The 17,007-nt window shown below is 72.9% G+C and carries 22 protein-coding genes and 2 pseudogenes; 2 read left to right on the plus strand and 22 right to left on the minus strand.

Features of this window, described 5'->3' with window-relative positions; genetic code table 11:
• Positions 1 to 97: 97 nt before the first annotated feature.
• A pseudogene (locus ACFWJ4_RS21770) lies at positions 98 to 1,607 on the plus strand (ISL3 family transposase).
• Positions 1,608 to 1,760: 153 nt separating this feature from the next.
• Here ACFWJ4_RS21770 and ACFWJ4_RS21775 read toward each other — a convergent pair.
• The 6 genes from ACFWJ4_RS21775 to ACFWJ4_RS21800 all read right to left on the minus strand — a co-directional run bounded on the left by ACFWJ4_RS21775 (position 1,761) and on the right by ACFWJ4_RS21800 (position 3,999).
• Entirely contained in the window at positions 1,761 to 2,090 is a 330-nt protein-coding gene (locus ACFWJ4_RS21775) for an esterase (RefSeq protein WP_380546173.1), read from the minus strand.
• Positions 2,091 to 2,178: 88 nt separating this feature from the next.
• Positions 2,179 to 2,391, minus strand: a complete 213-nt coding sequence (locus ACFWJ4_RS21780; RefSeq protein WP_380546175.1) for a hypothetical protein — start codon at positions 2,389 to 2,391, stop codon at positions 2,179 to 2,181.
• Positions 2,392 to 2,447: 56 nt separating this feature from the next.
• Positions 2,448 to 2,879 (minus strand): hypothetical protein, encoded by a 432-nt coding sequence (locus ACFWJ4_RS21785; RefSeq protein WP_380546177.1) that lies wholly within the window; start codon positions 2,877 to 2,879, stop codon positions 2,448 to 2,450.
• Positions 2,880 to 2,885: 6 nt separating this feature from the next.
• Entirely contained in the window at positions 2,886 to 3,200 is a 315-nt protein-coding gene (locus ACFWJ4_RS21790; RefSeq protein WP_380546178.1) for a hypothetical protein, read from the minus strand.
• A gap of 80 nt (positions 3,201 to 3,280) precedes the next feature.
• Positions 3,281 to 3,625, minus strand: a complete 345-nt coding sequence (locus tag ACFWJ4_RS21795; protein ID WP_380546180.1) for a hypothetical protein — start codon at positions 3,623 to 3,625, stop codon at positions 3,281 to 3,283.
• A gap of 26 nt (positions 3,626 to 3,651) precedes the next feature.
• Positions 3,652 to 3,999, minus strand: coding sequence for a DUF317 domain-containing protein (locus ACFWJ4_RS21800; protein WP_380546182.1), 348 nt, complete (start codon positions 3,997 to 3,999; stop codon positions 3,652 to 3,654).
• A 221-nt stretch (positions 4,000 to 4,220) separates the two neighbouring features.
• On the opposite strand from ACFWJ4_RS21800, the gene ACFWJ4_RS21805 reads away from it, so the two are divergent.
• A complete protein-coding gene (locus ACFWJ4_RS21805) occupies positions 4,221 to 4,460 on the plus strand; it encodes a hypothetical protein (protein ID WP_380546184.1) in 240 nt (79 codons plus the stop codon).
• Between the two features lie 7 nt (positions 4,461 to 4,467).
• On the opposite strand, the gene ACFWJ4_RS21810 is transcribed toward ACFWJ4_RS21805, so the two are convergent.
• The 16 genes and pseudogenes from ACFWJ4_RS21810 to ACFWJ4_RS21885 all read right to left on the minus strand — a co-directional run bounded on the left by ACFWJ4_RS21810 (position 4,468) and on the right by ACFWJ4_RS21885 (position 16,886).
• Positions 4,468 to 4,980, minus strand: a complete 513-nt coding sequence (locus ACFWJ4_RS21810) for a hypothetical protein (protein ID WP_380546186.1) — start codon at positions 4,978 to 4,980, stop codon at positions 4,468 to 4,470.
• Positions 4,977 to 5,828, minus strand: coding sequence for a DUF317 domain-containing protein (locus ACFWJ4_RS21815; protein WP_380546188.1), 852 nt, complete (start codon positions 5,826 to 5,828; stop codon positions 4,977 to 4,979). The genes ACFWJ4_RS21810 and ACFWJ4_RS21815 overlap by 4 nt, the downstream gene beginning before the upstream one ends.
• A gap of 14 nt (positions 5,829 to 5,842) precedes the next feature.
• Positions 5,843 to 6,613, minus strand: coding sequence for a DUF317 domain-containing protein (locus tag ACFWJ4_RS21820; RefSeq protein ID WP_380546190.1), 771 nt, complete (start codon positions 6,611 to 6,613; stop codon positions 5,843 to 5,845).
• A 127-nt stretch (positions 6,614 to 6,740) separates the two neighbouring features.
• The gene (locus ACFWJ4_RS21825) at positions 6,741 to 7,553 is read right to left on the minus strand and encodes a winged helix-turn-helix transcriptional regulator (RefSeq protein ID WP_380546192.1); all 813 of its coding nucleotides are present in this window, start codon (positions 7,551 to 7,553) and stop codon (positions 6,741 to 6,743) included.
• Between the two features lie 17 nt (positions 7,554 to 7,570).
• A complete protein-coding gene (locus ACFWJ4_RS21830; protein ID WP_380546193.1) occupies positions 7,571 to 8,389 on the minus strand; it encodes a hypothetical protein in 819 nt (272 codons plus the stop codon).
• Positions 8,386 to 9,039 (minus strand): hypothetical protein, encoded by a 654-nt coding sequence (locus tag ACFWJ4_RS21835; protein WP_380546195.1) that lies wholly within the window; start codon positions 9,037 to 9,039, stop codon positions 8,386 to 8,388. Before ACFWJ4_RS21835 ends, ACFWJ4_RS21830 begins: the two co-directional genes overlap by 4 nt.
• Positions 9,036 to 9,527: a hypothetical protein gene (locus ACFWJ4_RS21840; RefSeq protein ID WP_380546197.1), complete on the minus strand. Its 492-nt coding sequence runs from the start codon at positions 9,525 to 9,527 to the stop codon at positions 9,036 to 9,038. The genes ACFWJ4_RS21835 and ACFWJ4_RS21840 overlap by 4 nt, the downstream gene beginning before the upstream one ends.
• Entirely contained in the window at positions 9,524 to 10,276 is a 753-nt protein-coding gene (locus ACFWJ4_RS21845; RefSeq protein WP_380546198.1) for a glycosyl hydrolase, read from the minus strand. Before ACFWJ4_RS21845 ends, ACFWJ4_RS21840 begins: the two co-directional genes overlap by 4 nt.
• Positions 10,273 to 10,857 carry a DUF4913 domain-containing protein gene (locus ACFWJ4_RS21850; protein ID WP_380546200.1) on the minus strand — a complete coding sequence of 195 codons (585 nt, stop codon included), beginning with the start codon at positions 10,855 to 10,857 and terminating at the stop codon, positions 10,273 to 10,275. The genes ACFWJ4_RS21845 and ACFWJ4_RS21850 overlap by 4 nt, the downstream gene beginning before the upstream one ends.
• A gap of 137 nt (positions 10,858 to 10,994) precedes the next feature.
• Positions 10,995 to 11,708 carry an HAD family hydrolase gene (locus tag ACFWJ4_RS21855; RefSeq protein ID WP_380546202.1) on the minus strand — a complete coding sequence of 238 codons (714 nt, stop codon included), beginning with the start codon at positions 11,706 to 11,708 and terminating at the stop codon, positions 10,995 to 10,997.
• A 24-nt stretch (positions 11,709 to 11,732) separates the two neighbouring features.
• Complete coding sequence (locus ACFWJ4_RS21860) at positions 11,733 to 12,941, minus strand: MFS transporter (protein ID WP_380546204.1); 1,209 nt, start codon at positions 12,939 to 12,941, stop codon at positions 11,733 to 11,735.
• Positions 12,942 to 13,098: 157 nt separating this feature from the next.
• Positions 13,099 to 14,178, minus strand: coding sequence for a DNA cytosine methyltransferase (locus ACFWJ4_RS21865; RefSeq protein ID WP_380546216.1), 1,080 nt, complete (start codon positions 14,176 to 14,178; stop codon positions 13,099 to 13,101).
• A pseudogene (locus ACFWJ4_RS21870) lies at positions 14,114 to 14,302 on the minus strand (DNA methyltransferase); the annotation flags it as partial. The pseudogene ACFWJ4_RS21870 and the gene ACFWJ4_RS21865, both read right to left, overlap by 65 nt.
• Complete coding sequence (locus ACFWJ4_RS21875; protein ID WP_380546206.1) at positions 14,302 to 14,892, minus strand: hypothetical protein; 591 nt, start codon at positions 14,890 to 14,892, stop codon at positions 14,302 to 14,304. The pseudogene ACFWJ4_RS21870 and the gene ACFWJ4_RS21875, both read right to left, overlap by 1 nt.
• Before the next feature lie 609 nt (positions 14,893 to 15,501).
• On the minus strand, positions 15,502 to 16,665 hold the full coding sequence (locus ACFWJ4_RS21880) for a DnaB-like helicase N-terminal domain-containing protein (protein WP_380546208.1): 1,164 nt from the start codon (positions 16,663 to 16,665) through the stop codon (positions 15,502 to 15,504).
• Positions 16,665 to 16,886 (minus strand): hypothetical protein, encoded by a 222-nt coding sequence (locus tag ACFWJ4_RS21885; RefSeq protein ID WP_380546210.1) that lies wholly within the window; start codon positions 16,884 to 16,886, stop codon positions 16,665 to 16,667. The genes ACFWJ4_RS21880 and ACFWJ4_RS21885 overlap by 1 nt, the downstream gene beginning before the upstream one ends.
• Between the last annotated feature and the right edge of the window lie 121 nt (positions 16,887 to 17,007).

The following is a 17,007-nucleotide window of genomic DNA, read 5'->3' on the forward strand; positions in this document are numbered from 1 at the left end:
ACACACCAGGACGGGCTCTGTCCCGTAATCGGTGGTAACCAGGGGTGACCGGCATCGTTGGCCTGGTGTGCGAGATGTCAACGAGCTTGTGAGTGTGGTGTTTTCAGGGTTGTCGGCGCTGGTGGTCGAGAGCGTGGCGGGCGAGTGTGGCGTGATCCGGGTGACCGCGCGGACCCGGGAGGATCCAGTGCCGTGTCCCGTGTGCGGAACGCCGACGGGGCGGGTGCATGGCTTCCACCGTCGGACGGTGACGGACGTGCCGGTGGACGGCCGGCGGGTCGTCGTCTCGGCGAGGCTGCGGCGGCTGGTGTGCCCGGTGCTCGGCTGCTCGCGGCAGACGTTCCGCGAGCAGGTTCCCGGCGTCGTGGAGCGCTACCAGCGCCGCACTACCCGCTTGGCCGAGCAGCTCGGATCCGTGGTGAAGGAGTTATCGGGCCGGGCGGGCGCCCGTCTCTCCCGCGTCCTGGCCTGTTGTGTCTCTCGCTCGACTGCCCTGCGCGTGCTCATGCGCCAGGCGTTGCCGCCGCCGCGTGTGCCGCGCGTGCTCGGAGTCGACGACTTCGCCCTCAAGCGTCGGCACCGCTACGCGACCGTGCTCATCGACGCCGAGACCGGCGAGCGGATCGACGTCCTGCCGGACCGCAGTACCCAGACCCTGGTCGCGTGTCTGCGCGAGCACCCGGGGATCGAGTACGTCTGCCGCGACGGCTCCGGCTCCTACGGCGAGGCGATTCGCCAGGCCCTTCCCGAAGCGGTGCAGGTCAGCGACAGGTGGCACCTGTGGAGCAACCTGTGCGGGAAGGTCCTGGCCGAGGTGCGCTCCCATGCCGCCTGCTGGGCCACCGCGGTGAACCCCGCCCGGCCCGGGGGGCGTTCGCGAGCAGACCACCAGCGAGCGCTGGCAGCAGGTCCACGGCCTGCTCGGCCAGGGCGTCGGGCTGCTCGAATGCGCCCGCCGCCTCAACGTCGCCCTGAACACCGTCAAGCGGTACGCCCGCATGAAGGAGCCCACCGGCGGCCGCCGGGCACCCCGCTACAAGCCCACGCTCGTCGATCCCAACCGCGACCACCTGCGCCGGCGCCGGGCCGAGGACCCCGCGGTGCCCGTCACGCACCTCCTGCGCGAGATCAAGGAGCAGGGCTACACCGGAAGCGCCAACCTCCTGGTCCGCTACCTCACCCAGGGCCGCGCCGAGGGCGACAAACCCGTCACTACTCCGCAGCGCTTCGCCCGCCTCCTCCTCACCCGCCCCGAGAATCTGCGAGGCAAGGACACCGACCTACTACAGGCACTCACCAAGACCTGTCGCGAAATGACCGAACTCTCCTGCCTCACACGAGAGTTCGCGCAACTGCTGACGCCGGCAGAGGGCAACGATGCCAAGCTCACCGAGTGGATCACCACGGCTCGCTCCGTCGACCTGCCCCATCTGCACTCCTTCGCGAACGGCCTGGAACTCGACCGGGCCGCCGTCGACGCCGGCCTCACCCTCCCGTTCCACAACGGCCGCACCGAGGGAGTCAACACGCGAACCAAACGGATCATGAGACAGATGCACGGCCGAGCCGGGTTCGACCTGCTCCGCCACCGCATCCTCCTCCAGTGATCACCACAGAGCGCTACCACCGATTACGGGACAGAGCCGGAATCCTGATAGACCCCGCTGTTCCGGTGATGAGCGTACGTGGCGGTGGTCGGGTGGGCGTACAGCGAGGCCGCCCCGGCCGGATCGGCACGGGGCGGCCTTCGTCGGTGGCGGTCAGGAGTCGGCGAGCCGGTTGGCAAGTTCGAGTGCGGCGGTCGCCACGGTAAGGACGGAACACAGGCCGGTGACCTCGCGCAGGGTGGGGCGGACGAGGCGGGGCCAGTCGTCTCCCGCGGCGGGCCAGGTGGCGAGGGGAACCACGGTGGTGGCGAGGCCGAGGCGGGCGGTGACGTCCCAGCCGGCCGCGGGGGCGGGCTCCCAGCGCAGGAGGATGCGGCCGAAGGGGAGCCGGGGCGCGGTGTTCGGGACCCAGAGGACATTGATCGGGCGGCTGGTGTGGATGGGGACGCTGTGGACGAGCGCTCCGCTCGCCCACGGTGGCATGAGCTGGAGGGCGAAGCGGTCGAGCGGGCGGGGGAGGCGGGGGCGGTAGCCGGTGGGGATAGGGCTCTCCTTCGGTCGGCGGAGTGGGTCAGGCCCAGGCGAGCTGGTCACGGACGTCGGACGGGAGGTAGTCCTCTTGGCCGTCCTCACTGATGTAGGCGATGCCGTTCTCGACGACGACGTCCGTGCCGACGTAGTGGGCGAAGGGCCAGTCCGGGTTCACGGCCAGGCGTACCCGCAGGTTCGGGTCGAGGGCCTGGAGTTGGGCGAGCAGGTGGCCGATGGTGAGGTGCTGGGGCATGGCGGTTCTCCAGGAGGGGGCGGTGTGGTGAGCGGGCGGAGCGACGGCGGTGGTGGTCACGGAAGGTCGGGTCGGGGCATCGGTGAGGGGGCGCGCAGGCGGCGGCGAGGCCGGATGAGGACGGGGTCGTCGGTGGGCCATTGGTCGCAGGTATCCCATGGGTAGCAGGTGCTGAGGACGACGGTGCCGTTCCGGCCTTGGACTTCCGGCAGGCCGCAGACCCCGCAGCCGCAGTCCGGGTAGTAGAGCCCGGGGCTGGCCGGGTAGGGGCCGGAGGCGAAGTAGTCGGCCGGGGGAAGGCGGCCGGGCGCGGCGGTTTGAAAGGCGGAGACGATCAGGTCTCCGGACCGGACCTGGTCGGCGCGGACAATCCGCAGATGGGGGCTCGCGAGGATGCGGCGGCTCGCGCCGTGCTCGGTGACGGCGGTGACGACCACCGGGTGGAAGTCGACGTGGTGGGTACTCGTGGTGCCTCCTTCGGGGGACACGGGTGATCAGTCGGCGAGGCGGTAGGACCGTAGGGCCAGCGGTTCGCCCTCGGCTTCGAGCACCACCAGGCCGTCGGTGGCCAGGCGGTCGAGCGATCTGGCGACCGCGCGGTTGCGCAGGCCGAGGGCGGTGCCGATCTGGCCGACGCGGGTGCCGTCGGGCCTCTTGGCGAGGTGGGCGACGACCAGCATGTCCCGGCGCAGGCCGTCCTCGTGGACGTCGTCGAAGGTCAGCAGCAGGCCACTCGAACTGAGGGCGAGGCCGAGCACGAACGCGGCCGACCCGGCCGGGGCGGAGAAGGCGTTGGCCAGGCCGAGCACGGCGATGGCCGGGCCGGGGATGCGGGTGAGATCGATGGTGATCGTCAGGTGCCGTCCTTCGTCGGAGTGGGGGCCGGTGGTCAGGAGCGCTGGCGGGGAAGGAGCCGGGCTTCGCCGCCGTGGGCTTCGATCAGGTCCCGGACCAGGGCGACGGGGACGTACCGGTACACGGACTCGGTGGGGTCGTCCTCGTCGGCGGCCGGTTCGAGGTAGGACCGCCAGCGGCTCCAAGGCTCGGGCCGCCCAGTGGGGAAGCCGACTTCGAGCGTCCGGGCAGGCAGCAGGTACGTCTCGGCGGGGTCGGGGGCGAGCACCGAGAGGCAGAAGCCGTCGGCACAGACGATGTACCGGTCGTGGAGGTTGAGGCCCAGCCCGGTGCGGGGTGTGCCGTGGGCGACGACATGGTCCAGTCGGGGTGTGGCCAAGTAGTGCTCCGATCAGGGGTGTTGGTTCATCGGGAGGGGTTGGCGACGAGGGCGGCGAGGAACCCGGCGACGGCTTCGGAAAGGGTGTGGGTGCCGAACTCCTGGCTCCAGGCGGCAGCATCGGCGGGCTGGACGTGGACGCGCCAGACGATGCCGCGCTGCCACTCGCCGGGGTCCTCGGGCAGCCAGCCGACGTAGACCCGCCCGTCCGGGCTGGTGCAGTGAAGGTTGGCCTCGGGCGTGTCCACGATGGCCCAGCCGAGGCCGTCGAGCAGGGTGAGGACTGGGTCCGCGCCGTGGCCGGAGGAGAGCCAGTCGCGCTCCTGGACGGCGGGGCGGACGGTGGCGGGCAGGAGGCTGCCGGACATGCTCATGGGGCCGGATCCCTTCGTTGACCTGCGGTTTCGGCGACATGAGTACGTTGACATGCGATGTACCGAAGCTCGTAGTCGTTTCCGGCGGCTACCGGTCTGCCGTGGGCGAACCGGAGCGGGAATGGATCGGCGGGGCCCGGTGCTGAAGAGGGGTTACGGCGCGCGGCCGTACACGGGGCCCGAAGGGGGAGACGGCGTTGGAGCCGAGCAGAGGCCGAGACATGGCGGCACTGGAGCGCAAGAACCGCAACACGGGCCGGGCATGGACGAGAGGCGACATCGCCATGATCGCCGACGGTCAGTGGGCCGTGCACACGACGAGCCGTGCCGAGCGGGCACAGGACGAGGCGGCGCAGGCCCGGCTGGCGGACGGCCGGAGCGTGGAGCTGACGCTGGAGGAACTGGTGCGCCTGGTGGGCGCCGCCGACCCGGGCGCCTACCACGACCGGGCCGTGGACTGACCGGCCGCTACCGCCGCTTCGCTGTCGAGGCAGTCGGAACGGCCGTCGCCGGCGGGGCGGGCTGCTCGGCAGGAAGGCCCAGAGGGCGCGGCGAGTTCGTGGTGCGCGCAGCGGCGGCCTTCACGCGCTCGGCGCCGAGACCGTCCTGGGCTTGCAGGGCGAGCTCGCGGGCGTCGACGACGTGGCGGATCGCCTGCAGGGCGGTGTCGCTCTCGGCGTGGGCGGTCCGCAGGGCGCTCGCGGATGCCGTGATCCGGTCGAGGTCGTAGAAGGCGGGGACGTGGCCGGGCCGGGTGAGGGCGTGCAGCCGATCCCGGTGTACAGCAACGGAGTTGGAGACCACAGTGAGGTGGCTCCTGGTATGCATGGCCGCGCGCAGCAGGGGGGCTTCGGTGGGGTGACGGATCGCGGCCTTCTCCAGTTCGGCGATTGGCCGGCCCCAGGCCTTCTCGATCATCGCGTCGGCGTGCTCCAGGGCGGTGGCGTCGGACAGGGGTTCCTCTGGGGTGTGGGTTGTCAACGGGAGCGTCCGGCGACGGCGGCCTGGGAGAGTGCCGGCGGGCGGGTGGTGGTGCTGTAGGCGAGCGCGGACGGCGCGGTGCGGGGAACGGAGAGCGAGCGGGAGGTGGCCGCCCGGACGCGCGCCACCTCCAGGGGGCTGGGCGCCGTCGGCGTCGCGGTGGCGACGGAGGGCAGGTGCTCCAAGTCGACGCGCCGCAGGTACTGGTTGACCGGGACGGGGTCGGTGACGGCGGTGGTGAGGGTCTGGAGCAGGTGCTCGGGTAGGCGCGAGGAGGCGGTGGCGTACCAGATGCCGCGGGGCGGGCCGACCTCGAACAGCCAGCGCTCGGTGTCGCCGGCCATCTCGGCTTCGTGCCGCAGCGGGTTGTCCCGTCGGTGGAGCTGGATGAGGCGGTCGGGCGACTGGTAGCTCAGGAACGGGGTGGTGGGGTTCAGGCGCCAGCCGTCGGTCAGGAGCCGGAGGGTGGTGTCGGCTCCGGAGGTCAGGCCGCCGTCGCCAAGGTAGGTCTCGGGGCCCTGTGCGTAGGCGTCGGTGAGCGCGGCGGTGAAGTCCTCGATGACCTCGGGCGGTGTGCGGTCGTCGAAGGTGACCAGCCATTGTGGCGGGGCGAAGGCGTCCGGCCCTGCGCTGATCTTCCACAGCGTGGAGTCCTCGCCCTCGGGCAGGAAGGCCAGGCGGGCCCGCAGGTCCGGCGCGGTGACGAAGGTGTTCGCCAGCTCGTCCTTGCTGAGGGCCCAGCCGGCGTTCAGGAGGCGCTGGATGGCCGGGGAGCCGTTGGCGTCCCCGTTGGCGAGGTAGCGGGGGGTGATCCGGTACTCGTGGGGCTTCTCGGGGGTGTACGGCATCGGATCGTCCAGGGTCAGCGGCGGCGTGCGGCGGCGGGCGCGGGCCGGGCGGCGGCCGGAGTGGCAGGTGCGGCTGGCCGACTGCGGGGTGCCGGGCGGGCGGTGAGGTGGGGGAGGTGGTGGGCGGGGATGTCGCAGCGTCGCCGTTCCACGGGTGCGGGTGAGCTGAAGAGGAGGGTGGCGCGAACGAGGGGGTAGAAGGGCACCGCAGTGGTGAAGTCCGCACGCCAGGAGGGGTTTCGCAGGTTGCCTGCGAGCATGCTCCAGGTTGGTGGGGTCCGGCCGGCTACTTCGGCGTCGGGTGGCTGGTGGCCGATGCGGTGCCGGTAGACGGCGGTCTGATCGGGTGCGACCTGGTCGTGGAAGCCCGGGGTGCTCTGGTCGGGCCGCCAGCCGCGGTCGGCGAGGACGGAGGCGGGGGTGCGCGGGAGGTGGTGGGGGCCGCCGTGCAGGAAGTCGCGGTGGCCGCTGCGCAGGCCGTGGACGAGGGTGGTCGTGAAGGCGGCGGTGATCTCGGCGGGAGTGCCGGGCGCGAACGATGCACGCCACAGTGGGGCGGAGCCGGGCGAGCGGTAGCCGTGGACGGTCCAGGCGTCAGGGCGGCCGGTCGCAGGTCCGCCGGTGATGATGGCGGTTCGGCAGGGGCTGGTGAAGCGGAGCGTTCCGTCGGACGAGCGGTCTCGGCCCCAGCCGGGGGAGGTGTTGAGCGCGTCGGTGATGAGCCGTTGGTCGCCGGGGCCGGCGAGACGGAGCGGGTGGACGAGCAAGAGGGAGGTGGAGAGCACCGGGAGGGTCCTGAACGTGGTGGGAGCGGGCCCGCACGCCGCCGGCGGTGAGGACAGGTGCGGCGGTGTGCGGACGCGAGGGAGCCGGAGATGGGGGGAGAGATTCTGGGCCGGGTGTTCACGGCGGTCACCGCCCGCGGGAGGGGTGGGAAGCCGCTGTCACTGCCGCGGGGACGTGCGGCTGCGGGGCGGGGGCGTGGCTGAAGAGTGTGGCGGGGGCGGGGCTTCGCCGCAGTGCCGCCGCGGTCCGCACGGTGTCCGCTCCGGTGACTAGGGTTCGGGTGGCGGCCGGCACCCGAACGGCCGGGGCGGCCGAGTGCCGGTTGTCCCACTGCTGCACGGCGGCGTACACGGGGGCGAGGGCGCGCCCGGCGTCGGTCAGGATGTAGGGGGCGCCGTGCCGGGAGCCGGTGCGGGCGACCAGGCCGTCGGCCTGCATGCGGTTGAGCCGGGTGGTGATGAGCTGCTCGGAGACACCGACGCGCTCCCCGAGTTGGACCACCCGCATGCTCCCGTGTTCCGAGAGCAGCCGGACCACCTCGGTGGTGTCCATCAGGTGCAGACGGCGCAGGGCGTCCTCGATCGGGTCGGCCCGGCCCTGCGTCGCGTGGTCGAGGTGTTCGGAGGACCATTGGGCGACCGCGCGGTAGAGCGGGCCGAGCGTCCGCGCGCCGGCGCTCAGCCGGTACGGCGCCCAGCGGTCGAAGGTGGCGTCGCGGTTCAGCAGACCGGCGTCCGCCATGGCGGCGAGGCGCTTGCTGACGTACGGCTGGCTGACCGCCGGATGGCAGTGGGCGACATCGCGCACGCGCATCTCCGGGCCGTACTTGGCGATCGTGTGGACGAAGTGCGTGGTCCACTTCGGGGCCAGTTGCCGCAGGACGCTCTCTACGCGTGCCGCGTCGGCGGTGGTCATGGTGGTGGTCGGCTGGGCGGGCACGGTCGGGGGACTCCTGGTCAGCGCGTGCGGGCGGAGGACGAGGTCCGCGCCAGGGAAGCGGCAAGCGGTGCGGGAGTGGCGGGAGTGGCAGCGGTGGGGGCCACGCCGCGGTAGAGGGCGGCGGCCTCGCGCCGGCGGGCGGCGTGGGCGGCTTCCAGCGCCTTCCGGCCCGCCGGGGTGTGCGAGAGCATGTGCCCCACCCGGGTGGCGTCCGTTGCGGTGTCGGCTGCGATCAGGCCGGCGGCGACCAGTGGCTCGACGGTCTCGGCCTCGACCGGCGCCCCGAGGCCGTTGCCGTGGATGACCTCCTTGCCGCCGAGCATGTTCTCGCGCATCCACAGATCCCCGACCTGCACCTCGCGCAACGCCCTGTATGAGGTGCCCTGTTCGTTGTCCCAGACGGCCGGACCGGCGTGGGACTGCCGGGGGCTGGGCTGCTGCCGGGACTGCGCGTCGGTCGTCGCCGTCCGGTCGGCACCGGTACATTGGGCGTAGGAGGCCAGCGAGGCGGCGAACTGGGTGAAGGCCGCTTCCCGGCGGGCGGCGAGCAGGTCGATCCGCAGCCCGGACTCCCGGAGGATGCCGTCGTGCGTGAACTGCCCGGCGTACTCGCCGCGCGCGACGGGCGACAGCGTTTCGACGGCCGTCTTCGCGGCGGCGGTCAGCTCGCGGTGGACGCCGTCGACGGCGGTGGCGGACGCGGCGAGGTACCAGGCGAGGCTGGCCTCGGGGCTCTCCTCGGGGTGGCGCCGCAGCAGGGCCCAGACGTCGTCCACACCGAGCCGCTCGTAGACGCGGTGCGCGGCGGGCTTCGCCAGCTGGTCGTGCGGGTTCACTCGTCCGTCCCCATCCGGGCGATGAGGGAGCGGACCAGGGTGGGCAGGCTGTCGGGGCCGTTGCCGCCCAGGCGCACGAAGCTGACCGACTCCTTGAGGAGGTCGTGGGCGTCCTCGGTCAGGGCGCCGACGATCTCCACGCACGCGTCGGTGAAGTCCAAGGCGGCGCCCTCGGCCAGGCCCAGGACCTGGAGGTAGAGGCCGGGCGGGAGCGCGGCTTCGGCCGCCAGGGTGGTGACCGTCTCCTGGTCGCGCGGGGTGTAGCCGGAGAGGTCGAAGCCCTCCAGCTCCGCGGGGACGGTGGGCGCGGCACCGGGGCGCGGAGGAAGGCCGGCCATGGTGGCCAGGACGTCGACGGTCTGCGTCAGTTCGGAGAGCGACTCGGTGAGCCAGCCCAGGGCGGACGCGTAGGAGGCCAGGGTGAACAGGGTGGCCGGGGCGGTCGGCAGTTCCTCGTCGAGCAGGTCCTCCATGCGGTTCGCCAGGGTCGTGAGCACCTCGGGCCCGACGGCGAGCGGGCCGAGGACCGGGTGGAGGTAGGAGCGGGAGAGCGGCGTGGAGTGCTGGGTGGTGACGATGCCGGAGACGGCTTCGGCGACCTCGACGAGCCAGGTGGCGAGTTCGGCGTGAGTGGGGGCGGTGGTCATCATCGGGCCTTTCGGGCAGCGGGGGTGGGGGAGTAGCCGGGCGATGCGGTGGTGTACGCGGCGCCGGGGGCAGCCGCCGGTGCCGGGCGCGTGGAGCGGGCGCGGGCGGCGCGCACCCGGGCCTCCTTGGCGGGGCTGAGGCCGGCGGGGAGGTTGAGCCCGGTGCGGCCCAGGCGGCTCTGGGCGGAGCGGTAGACCGCGTAGTCCAGCCGCGGGCCGGCGGCGATGAGGTGGACCTCGCGCGGGTGCTTCGAGGCAGGTGGGGCGTCGCGGAACTGCACGACCAGGCGGTGGCTGGCCCACTGGTCGCCGACGCCGAGGTAGATCTTGTGGCAGCCCTCCAGTCGGCCGTCGAGGCGCTTGGCGACGCGCTCGCCGTGCACGAGGTCCTGCAGGTGCAGCAGTGCCTGGTCGCGGACGGCGTCGGGGAGTTGGCGCAGATCGGCGATGGCGTCGGGGTGGGCGGAGAAGGCGAACTTCGCGTGGCTCACAGCGACCGCCCCCGATCGGGCCGTGCGACGACTGCGGCTGCGGGCGCGGCGGCCAGAATGTTGGCGGCGGTGACGGCGGCCGGGGCGGTGGTGCTGCGGGCGCGGGCGGCGCGGGTACGCAGGGCCGCCGCATCGAGGCGGTACTCCGGTGCGTCGGGCAGCGGAGTGGAGCGTTGCTCCAGCCAGTTCTCGGCGGCGGCGTGGTTGGCGAACGCCCCCTCGCGCACCGTGTAGGTGTACTGGTCGGGCTGGAGCGTTTCCAGGAACAGCCGGACGGTCAGCTCCTTGTCCTGGCGGTCGACGGCGATGCTCCAGCCCTCGACGTCGGACCCGTCGATGACCTGGTAGTCGACGACCGCAAGGCCCTCGTCCGAGCGCCGGATGCGGTCCTCGACCTGGACGGTCAGCTCGTCGGCTGGCTTGGGGACGTCGATGGTCGGCGCGAGCGCGTCCGGAGGGCAGCCGCGGTTGATGAGCCAGTTCTGCGCGAACGCGAAGGTGGCGTGCTCGGACCTGTGCATGCTGAAGGTCGCCTGGCTGTTGTCGCGCACGAGATCGAAGGAGGCGATGTTGGGCATGTTGGGGTAGCCCCAGGTGGCCGAGGCATCGAAGGCGATGATGAAACTGCGGTCGCCCACATCGTGCTGGGAGATCGTCTTGAAGTCGCTGACCCAAGTGGAGTCGTACAGTTCGGCGGTGCGCTCGTCGGAGGGTTCGAGGTCGTCGAGCCGGAAGTCGGTGTCCTTCATGTGGCGAGTCCCAGCTGGTCGGGGGTCGACAGGACGCGGTGGGCCGGCCGGGAGGGGCTCGTGGTGCACGCGGCGAACGGACCGTCCGGAGAGCGGAGTTGGGCGATGGCGTGGTCGAGGTGGTCGCGATGCCACGTCGAAGGGCCGCCCTGGCCGGCCTCGGCGGCGGTCAGCTGCTGCCAGGCCAGCCACAGCGCGTGGAGGCGGGCGACGGCTTCGGGGTGCTCGGGCCACTTCGCGCACCACGGGCGGGTGGAGCCGATCTCCCGGCCGTAGACGGGCAGCAGGATGTGGGTGACCCAGAACGAGAGCTCGGCCAACTCGGCGGCGTACTGCGCGCCGCCCATGGCGAGGATGAACAGCGGTGGGGCGGCTTCGGTTTCGTCCGCTGACTCGGGGTCCGGCTCCGCGGAGCCGGACCCCATCTCGTCGTCGGCTTCGGAACCGAGGCGGTCGAGGATGACGCCGTGCTGGCGGACCTCGGCCATGGTGCGGTTCAGGGCGCTGACGAGGTCGTCCAGGTCTTCGTCGGGTATGCGGATCGGCTCGGGCTCGGGGGTGCCCGGCATCGGGTCGGACATGGCACATCCAGGGGGTTTGGGCGGACGGGGCGAGCGAGGCTGAAGGTCTTCTTCGGGTCACGGCAGGGCTCCGGTGCAGCGGTCGTCGAGGGAGATGGTCCGCGGGATCGGCGGTTTGGCTCGGCCGTCAACTCCTGCTAGATGCAGGCCGGATGGCGGTGATCAACGCCCAGGCGAAGGCCGAGGGCGACGGCGCTGGCGAGGGTGTCGGTGAGCGGGTGTCCGGCGGCGGCGAGCTTGGCGGGATGGTGCAGCCCGCCCGTGTGCAGCACCGCGAGCGCACCGTTGGCGTGCGCGGCGTCGGCGTCGTCGATGGCGTCGCCGACCAGCAGCACCCGGTGCGCCTGCTCGGTGAGGCGGAGGGTGCGTAGGTGGGCGGCGAGCGGAGCGGCCTTGGTGCCTCCGGAGGGGCCGGTGCGGCCCTCGTAGCGGTCGAAGAAGTGCCCGATGCCGGCCTGCTCCACTTCGCGCACCAGGGTGTCGTGCGGGCACAGGGAGAGCAGCGACTGGGTGTGGCCGGCCTCGTGCAGGGCGGTCATTAGCTCGATCACGCCATCGCGTACGCGCACCGGTTGGGCGCGCAGGTGGGTGAGGAAGGCGTTGTCGCTGGAGATCCACTCCTGCTCGGTGATCTCGCGTCCGAGCAGGCGGGCATAGAACTTCGGGATCGGCACGGTGTGCTTGGCCCGGTAGGTCTCCTGGTCGACCGGCTGGCCGCCGAGAGCGGGCAGCGTGGCGTTCAACGCGGAGACGTGGTCGGCCAGGTCGTCCTTGACCGTCCCGTTCCAGTCCCACACAACGTGCATACGGGTGGCGGGAGTTACGGCGTCGAAGCGCAGGGTGTCGTTCATCGTGGATCTTTCGGGCGGGGGTGGTCAGGCGGAGAGGTGGTGGTCGAAGCGGCGGAGCAGCCACAGCGCGGCGGCGGCCCCGGCGAGCGGGACGAGCGCGACGAGCTCCGGGCCGCCGGAGGCGGCGAGGGAGGCGAGGCCGGTGCCGACGGCCTGGCCGACTCCGATGCAGGCGACCAGCCAGGCGAACGCCTCGGTCGCTTCGCCGTCGGGGGCGAGGCGGTCGACGGTGAGGAAGCTCGCGGTCAGCAGCGGGGCGAGGAAGGTGCCGGGTAGCACGGCGCCGAGGACGGCGACGGCGGGTGCCGGGTCCGGGAGGAGGGCCAGCCATCCGGCCGCGAAGCCGATCGACGCGGCGACCAGGTGCTTGGCCGGCGCGCCGGGCCAGGCGTGACGGCCGTAGGCGAGGCCACCGAGCATGCTGCCCAGGGAAAGTGCGGCCGGCATCACCCCGGCCAGCCAGCCCGCGCGGTGGTGCTCGGCGGCAGACAGGGCCAGTACGTTGACGGCGCCGAGCGCGATGCCGGTGCCGATCAGCGCGGCGAACAGCACCCTCAGGCCCGGCACGCGCAGCGGACCTGACCAGTGCACCGGGGCGGTAGTCGCGGTCGGCGTCCAGGTGCGGGAGGGATCGGCGGTGACGACGAGACCCGCGCCGAGCAGGCCAAGTGCCGCGGTCGCGACCAGGGCGGCGGTCGCCCCGGCGCTGGCCGCGAAGCCGGTGGCCAGCAGCGGACCGGCGACGAACACCAGGCCCTGGGTGCTGCTGTCCAGGGCGAGGGCGGCGCGCCGGCGGTCGGTGTCGGGCAGCAGCACCGGCCACAGTGCCCGAAGGCTCGCTTCGAGCGGCGGCGCCGCCAGCCCCGCCACCAGGACGGCCGGTACGGCGAGCACCGGGTGGCGCACCGGGCCGGTGCACGGCAGCAGCAGGAACGCCGTGCTGGCCGCGATCGTGGCGGGGACAAGGACCTGGGTGTGGCCGTGGCGGTCGACCAGGCGCCCGAGCAGCGGCTGCCCGAGCGCGGAGGCGAGGCCGTACAGGGCGCCGAGCGCCCCGGCGAGGGCGAGCGGGCCGTGCTCGGCGCGCACCAGCAGCAGGATCGCGATCGGCGCCATGCCGGTGGGCAGGCGGCCGATCAGGGTGCCGCCCAGCAGGCGGGCGACGTGCGGCGAGCCCAGGACGGCGCGGTAGCCGCTGCCCTGGGCTGGGCCGCAGGCGGTGGTGGTGCTCAAGGGAGAAGGTCCTTCGGTCGTACGGCCGGCGGTGCGCGGGCGCGCCGGACCGGGGCATGCGCAGGCATGACAGCCCCCTCGGCTCGGTGCGGCTGCGGAGAGAAGAGTCTGCGGAATCCGGGATTTGGTACGGCCGGGAAGAAGAGGTAGAAGCCCCTCACCCGGTACGGCAGCGCGGACATGGAGGGAAGGGCGGTGCCAGCAACTCCATTGCCCGGCGAGCCTGTTGGGGTACGACTCCGTTTCCGAGCGCGGTGAGCTGGGCCGGTCGGCCCAGGCCCGGGGTGGCGGTCACCCAGCCCGGCGCGAGCCCTTGCATCCACTCGACGAACTCGGCCCGGAGCTTGCCGCCCTCGTCGGTGGCCTGCGGTGCCGGGCGGGTGAGCATCTCCCATCGGGCGACGGCTGAGGCGTACGGTCCCCACCGTTCGGGGTCGAGCCGGACTGAGGCGTCACTTCCGGCCACAACGCCAACGCCTCCGCTGATGGCGGGGGCGGAGTGGACCGCCGGGGGGAGCACAATGCCGGATGCCGGGGCGAGGAGGACCGGGGAGAGGCTGCTGCCGAGGGCAGGGTCAGGTCCCCGCCGCCGTGCTGCTGGTTCGGCGAGCCCTTGATCCCGTCCGACGCCTTCGGAGCGGGCAGCAGCCACTCCACCTCGTCCGCCAAATTCGGACCAAGGCCCCCGCGCTTCCTCTTCTCCGGATGCTGACTGCCTCCGTTCGTCGCGATGTTGCTGGTCGGGGTTTTCAGCAGTGCTGTGGTCGGCGGGCCAGGCGGCGAGGAAGACCCTGGCCCGGTGGTGGGGCGCGCCGACGTCGGAGGCGCGAAGCACGAGCCACCGTGCGTCGTACCGGAGCTCGGCCAGGGTGCCGAGTACGGCGCCAAGTGCCCGCAGATCAGGCTGGGTTGGGTCGTCTCCCAGACACCACGGACAGGGTTCCACGTCGCCATCGGAGGCGACGACGGCGGGGGAGGTGAGGAGTCCTCGTACATTCTCGACTACCAGGAGATGCGGGCGGAGGGCTTCGACCGCGCGTGCCACGTGCAGCCAAAGGCCTGATCGGGTGTCGGAGTTGAGACCGGCGCGGCGGCCGGCAACCGAGACGTCTTTGACAGGGGAATCCGGCCGTGAGGACGCACACCCGCGGAACGTTGGACCAGTCGATCTTGGTGACGTCGCCCAGGTTCGGCAGGTGCGGCCAGTGGCGGGCCAGGATCCGGGAGGCGCCCGGATCGACTTCGGCGTGCCAGGCGACCCGGCCGCCGAACGCGGCCAGGACCCCGAGGTCGAGACCGCCGTACCCGGAGCACAGGCTCCCGACCAGCGGGCCGCGGTCGGCGACGGGGAGCGTCGGCATCACCGCCGGTTCCGGACGGCGAGAGCAGCAGGTGCAGTCGGCGCTGGTGCCGGGCCGCCCAGGTCCGCCGGAGCAGGCGGGGCGGTGGTGGCCGATCGTCCCAGCGCGGCTTGCCGGCGAAGGCCGTCGGACGGGGCCGATAGGTGCCGGGCGGTCTGGGCCAGGGTCTGGGCGCCGTGGCGCAGTTCGTCGCGGGCGGTTTCGACGGCGTACTCGATCACCCGGACCGCGTCCTTACGAGCCTCCCGGGCCCAGGGAAGATGACGGGCTTCGGTGGTTTCGCCGAGGAAGCCGAGCTGCCGGGCAACCTGGCCGAGAGCGGCGGAGGCCTCGCCGAGACTGCCGACGGCTTCGGCGTACGCCGAAGCGGCGCGGATCGTATCGCCGTGCGCGGGTTGCTTGGCGGCCCGAGCGGAGAACTCGTCCCCCAGATCCCGGATGAGCGTGCCGAGCGCGGCTATTCGCTGGCCGACCTGCACGGCGTCCGGCACGTCGGCGGGTCCGGTGATGGAAGGCAGCAGTGTTTCCTGCTGCAGCAGGGCGCTTGCCCGGGTGCGAAGGGCGAGCGGTTCGTCGATGGGTGCGTTCACGGGTGGTTCCTGGAGGCGGTGTCGGGGCGGTTCAGCGCGAGCGCACAAGGGACAGGGATACAGGCGCGGCCACGGCGGCAGCCCGCGTGAACGGCGCGGACCCGGGGAGGGCGCCGGTCGAGCGGGCCCGGGCGGCTTCGACCCGAGCCTGCTGTGCATCGATGATCGAGACCGTCGTCCGGATGGACCGCCGGGCCTCCGCCAACTCGCTGTGAGCGGTCGAGACCGCTTCCTCGATGACCTGGCCGGCGGTCGCCAGGGCCTGGTCGACGTCGCGCCGGCCGCGCAGAGGACCGAGATGGGCGACCGTCGCGAGCTGGTCGGTCGCCGCACCCAGGGCGGAGACGGTCTGGCCCATCCGGTCGGCGACCTCGCCGTAGGTCCAGGCTGTGCGCAGAACGTGCTCGGGGACGGGCTCTACGGCCACCCGCGCTTCGATGGCCTGACCGATCTCGGCGATCAGGTGGCCGAGTTCGGTGATCTGCCGGCCGACGGAGGAGGCTTCGGCGAGCCGGGTCGGCGGGCTGGTCACGGCGGGCAGCTTCGCCTCCTGCGCTTCGAGGCGGAGGGCCAGGGACTGCAGGGCGAGGGATTCACTGACAGGGGTGTTCACGAGGGGCTCCGGTGGGGGCGGGTGCGGACGGCGGGGTCGGTGACCCCGTGCGGGATTCGGGTGGAGGCGGAACCGGGCATCGTGCGGCCGGCGGCTCGGGCGGGGCTGCGGGCGAGCGCGGCGCTGACGCGGGCCGCCTGGTCGGTGCGCTGCCGCGGTTGGGGCTCCGGCGGGGAGGTGGCCGTGCGCCAGCGCTCCCGCACCTGGTCGAGTGGGCCGAGCGCATGCAGCGCCTGGCCGATGAGCTGACCGGGGGCGAGCCGGTCGCCGTCGGCCTGAGCGGCAATCTGCCGGGCTGCGACGGCCGCGGCGCCGTTGAGGGAGCCGCGCAGGAGCTGCTCGCCGAGCCACTCGGCCGAGCCGACCGCGCCGTTGCCGAGCACGGCGGAGAGGCGTTCGTCGGTGAGGGTGCCGTCGGCGAGCAGGTCCCGCCGCTGCACTTCCCACAGCGCGGTGACCGGGTCGATCGGCTCCCCCCGGTGGTGGAGCGCCCCGAGGCAGCGGTAGAGGTGGCCGTGTCCCGGGTCGGCGAAGTCGCCGGGCCGCAGCCAGGCGAACACCTCGCCGATCGCCCCGTCCTGGTGGACGAGCAGCGCGAGCAGGAACCGCTCGTCGTCGATCTGGCCCGTCGCGGGTACGGCAGCGACGACGGCCGGCGGCACGGCAGGGGCCTGCGGCCTCGGCGGGGTTCCCCAGCGCCGGGCGAGGTCGGCGAGGACGCCCACCAGGACGTCGGCTTGGGCGACCGTGCCGTCGGCCTCGTGCTGCCGGGTGCCCTCGTCGGCGACCGCGAGCAGGCGGGCGGCGTGCTCGGCGACGGTGCGGTGGATGGAGCCTTCGAGCACCATCCGGCCGTAGACCGGCGCGTTGGATGGGCGCGGGCAGGCGGCGATCAGGGTGTGCGGGTAGGCGGCGGTGAGCCCACGTACGTGCCGGCCGGCCTCGGCGAGGCTGTCGTTCAGCCAGGCCAGCGGCACCTGCCCTTCGGCGGCGAGTGCAGGGTGGCCCGCATCGCCGAGAGCGCGTAGTGCGCTGAACAGGGCTTGGTGGGCCGGGCGGTAGAAGTCGCGCGGCTCCAGCCACTCCAGGCGGTCGAGCTGGCGCGGGTCGAGCAGCACCGCGCCGAGCACGGCTTGCTCTCCCGTGAGTAGCGGGTCCATCACGCTGCTCCGCCGTGCTTCGCCCGCAGGCGGGCGACCTCGCGGTCGGCGGCGGCCCTGGCGGCGGCGAACCGGTCCAGCTCGCCCGTGAACACCGGGTCGGTGGCAAGGAGGGAACCGGCTCCGGTGACCAGCCACCAGCGGCCTCCGCGCCGGACCACCGGCGCGGAGGCCAACGGGGCCGATGCGTGCAGGCGCTCGGCGCCGTTCGGATCGGGCATGGGGAACTCCCGGAAAGAAAAGGGAACTTAGACCGTGTCCTATGTGGTGGTGGCTCGTTGATCGGGACATGGGGCGGGGTACGTGGAGTTGGATTGTTCCGGACGGGTTGTGGGAGATCGC

This window comes from Kitasatospora sp. NPDC127067, assembly GCF_042724755.1.
In the GTDB taxonomy this organism is placed as follows: domain Bacteria; phylum Actinomycetota; class Actinomycetes; order Streptomycetales; family Streptomycetaceae; genus Kitasatospora; species Kitasatospora lactacystinica.